The sequence below is a fragment of the Mycobacterium sp. genome (assembly GCF_040509115.1).
Lineage (GTDB): Bacteria > Actinomycetota > Actinomycetes > Mycobacteriales > Mycobacteriaceae > Mycobacterium.
This window is the reverse complement of sequence record NZ_JBEVLO010000450.1, coordinates 1-3,137: the sequence shown is the minus strand read 5'-3', so window position 1 is coordinate 3,137 and position 3,137 is coordinate 1. Positions and strand designations below refer to the sequence as shown.

Genomic DNA, 3,137 nt, shown 5'->3' with positions numbered 1-3,137 from the left:
TGGGGGGTTCGCGTGCACGACGCCGCTGCGTCCGTCGACGCGCTCAAGGTCGTGGCGGCGTGGGCGGGTGGACACCAGGGTGGCTGACCGAATCGAGTTGCGCGGCTTGACCGTTCGCGGCCGTCACGGGGTCTTCGAGCACGAGCGGCGCGACGGCCAGGACTTCGTCGTCGACATCACGGTGTGGATCGATCTCGCCGCGGCGGCCGCCAGCGACGACCTGGCCGACACCCTGGACTACGGCCTGCTCGCCAAGCGCGCCGCGGACGTGATCGGCGGCCCGCCGCGCAACCTCATCGAAACCGTGGCCGCCGAGATCGCCGACGGCGTGATGACCGACGAGCGAGTCCACGGCGTCGAGGTCGCCGTCCACAAGCCCGATGCGCCCATCCCGTTGACGTTCTCCGACGTCGCCGTGGTGGCGCGCCGCTCGCGACGGGCCGTCAGGGGCGCCGCGGAATGACCGCGGTCGTGCTGTCGATCGGCTCCAACGTCGGTGACCGGCTGGCGTATCTGCAGTCGGTGCTCGACGGCCTGGGCCCCGCGGTGCGGGGGGTGTCCCCGGTGTACGAGACCGACGCGTGGGGTGGCGTCGAGCAGGGCCCCTTCCTCAATGCGGTGCTGATCGCCGACGACCCGTCGTTGAACTGTCACGGCTGGCTCCGTCGCGGTCACGAGCTCGAGCAAGCCGCCGACCGGAAGCGTGAACGGCACTGGGGGCCAAGGACTCTCGACGTCGACCTGATCACCTGCCAGGACGGTGCCGATGAGGTGTGGTGCGAGGACGAGGTGTTGACCCTGCCCCACCCATACGCGCACCAACGGGCCTTCGTCCTGATCCCCTGGTTGGCGCTCGATCCCGGGGCGACGCTCCCGGTGGGCGGTGCATCGCAACCCGTCGCGGAACTGCTCGCCGGCCTGAGCGCCGCGGAGCGCGACGGTGTTCGGCTCGTCGACCACGTCCTGGTGAGCTGATGGGACCGACGCGCAAGCGCGATCTGGGGCTGGCGGCGCTCACCGTCGCGGTGGCGGGCTACGTGGTCGTCAGCGTGGCGTACCGCTGGTTCCCACCCATCACGGTCTGGACGGGACTGTCCCTGCTGCTGGTGGCGGGCGCCGAGGCGGGGTGGGGGTTCTTCGTCAGGTCCAAGATCGCCGACGGCGCGATCGGTGACGGATCGGATCGGCTGCATCCGCTTGCCGTTGCGCGTTCGGTCATGGTCGCGAAGGCATCGGCGTGGGTGGGTGCGCTGGCGTCGGGCTGGTGGGTCGGCGTGCTGGCATACCTGCTCCCCAAGCGGACGGTGTTGAGGGTCGCCGGTGACGACACCGCGGGGGCCGTCGTCGCAGCGGTCAGTGCGCTGGCACTCGTCGTCGCCGCCCTGTGGTTGCAGCATTGCTGCAAGTCGCCCGACGAGCCGCCGGAGGATCCAGACGGTGCGCCGGGACAGTCCGCCTGAGCAGCTGACCAGCCGAATCGCCGATGCGGTCGACCCGCGATGCGACCGGTGACAGGTACAGTCGGCCCATGACCGAACCGACCCGTGGTGCCCGCGCTCGGCGCGGAAACCGCAGGCCGGGCTCGTTGCTACTGACGGTGTTGCTGGTGCTCGCCATCGTGGCAAGTTCGGCGCTGGTATTCACCAACAAGGTCGAACTTCTCAAGCTTGCCGTCATCATCGCGCTGTGGGCGGCGGTCGTGGCTGCGTTCGTGTCGTTCATCTATCGGCGGCAGGCGGACCTCGATTCGGCCAAGGCGCGCGATCTGAAATTGGTGTACGACCTTCAACTCGACCGGGAGATCTCGGCGCGCCGCGAGTACGAACTGTCCGTCGAGTCGCAGTTGCGGCGGGAGCTCGCATCGGAGCTGCGTGCCCAGGCCTCCGACGAGGTGGCCAGTCTGCGCGCCGAGCTGGCAGCGTTGCGGGCCAACCTGGAGATCATCTTCGACACCGATCTGCAGAGCAGACCCGCCATCGAGACCGAGCGCACCTCCGTGCACACCTTCCCCGACTGGAGCGGAGTCGCCCCGGTCCCCGCGGCCCAGGAGCGCGCCGAGCGTGGCCCCGGCAGGGTGATCAGCAGCCGCATCGACACCGAGCACGACGACGAGAGCGATCCCAACACCGAGGAGAGCCCGATCATCGACGTGCCAGCCGAGGACAATCCACCCGAGGACGAGTTCGCTCCCCAGGTGTTCGGCGGCGCTCACCGCAGACCGTCCGAGCCCGAGCCGACCAACGGCGGGTGGCGACCCACCCGGCAGGAACCTGCGCCACCGCCGGAGGAGGCACCGTCGGGCGGCGGAAGGCGCCGGGCGCCGGAGTCCCGGCCGGAGCCCGCCCCGCCGTCCGAGGTCCGCTTTCCGTGGCTGCCGCCCGAGCCGGCGCCTCAGCCGCAGCAAGCCGCCGCTCCGCCTCAGCCTCAGCCGCCGCAAGCCGCCGCTCCGCAACCGCCGCAGGCGCAGTGGACCCCGCCACAGCCGCCGCCCCCGCCGCCCCCGGCGCCACCCCGTCGGCAACGGCAGGACCCCGTGGCCACGCCCGCACCCCCCGAATCGGACTGGCAGCCGGCACCTGCCGAGGGCCAGTTCATCCCGGCGGGAGCACCCGGTAGCAACTGGGCATCGGCCACCCCGCCACCGGTGCCCACGCCGGAGAGCCGCGAGGAGTCGGAGCCCGCCCCCGAGCCGGGCAGCACGGTTCCCGCCGCACCGGCGGAACCCGAGGCAGCCCCCGAGCCGGCTCCCCAACCACCACCGTCGGTGCCCCCGACGTCGGTTCCCGCGACGCCGACCATGTCGCAGCCGCCCGTCGAGGCGCCGCGACCTGGTCGCCACGCCAACACCCCACCATCGGCCGACGACGCTGCGCGACGCGCCCGTCATTCGGCCCCCGCGGACTCCGGTGATCCGGGCCGCCGCTCGTCGCCGCCCACGCTCGCGGCGCCACCGCAGCCACCGACCTCGCCCGTCGCTCAGCCTGCTGCGGATCCCGACGGGCCCGAGCCGCCACCTGCACGTCACCGCGGACCGGACGAGCCCGAGGACTCGGAGGGACAACACATCGGTGGGCAGCCCGTCTCCGAACTCATGGCGAGACTTCAGGTGTCGGCGACCGGCGGCGGCCGTCGCCGCC

General features: G+C 72.1%; 3 protein-coding genes and 1 pseudogene. All 4 read left to right on the top strand.

Annotation, left to right across the window (positions count from 1 at the left end):
* The first annotated feature begins 79 nt into the window (after positions 1-79).
* Entirely contained in the window at positions 80-463 is a 384-nt protein-coding gene (folB, locus tag ABW137_RS30875) for a dihydroneopterin aldolase (protein ID WP_526405886.1), read from the top strand.
* On the top strand, positions 460-975 hold the full coding sequence (gene folK / locus ABW137_RS30870; protein WP_526405884.1) for a 2-amino-4-hydroxy-6-hydroxymethyldihydropteridine diphosphokinase: 516 nt from the start codon (positions 460-462) through the stop codon (positions 973-975). The genes folB and folK overlap by 4 nt, the downstream gene beginning before the upstream one ends.
* Complete coding sequence (locus ABW137_RS30865; RefSeq protein ID WP_526405882.1) at positions 975-1,460, top strand: DUF3180 family protein; 486 nt, start codon at positions 975-977, stop codon at positions 1,458-1,460. The genes folK and ABW137_RS30865 overlap by 1 nt, the downstream gene beginning before the upstream one ends.
* A gap of 68 nt (positions 1,461-1,528) precedes the next feature.
* A pseudogene (locus ABW137_RS30860) lies at positions 1,529-1,985 on the top strand (DUF6779 domain-containing protein); the annotation flags it as partial.
* Between the last annotated feature and the right edge of the window lie 1,152 nt (positions 1,986-3,137).

Excerpts from the sequence above, each read along its gene's own strand:
- folK (WP_526405884.1), top strand. The coding sequence starts at position 460 with ATGACCGCGGTCGTGCTGTCGATCGGCTCCAACGTCGGTGACCGGCTG.
- ABW137_RS30865 (WP_526405882.1), top strand. The coding sequence starts at position 975 with ATGGGACCGACGCGCAAGCGCGATCTGGGGCTGGCGGCGCTCACCGTC.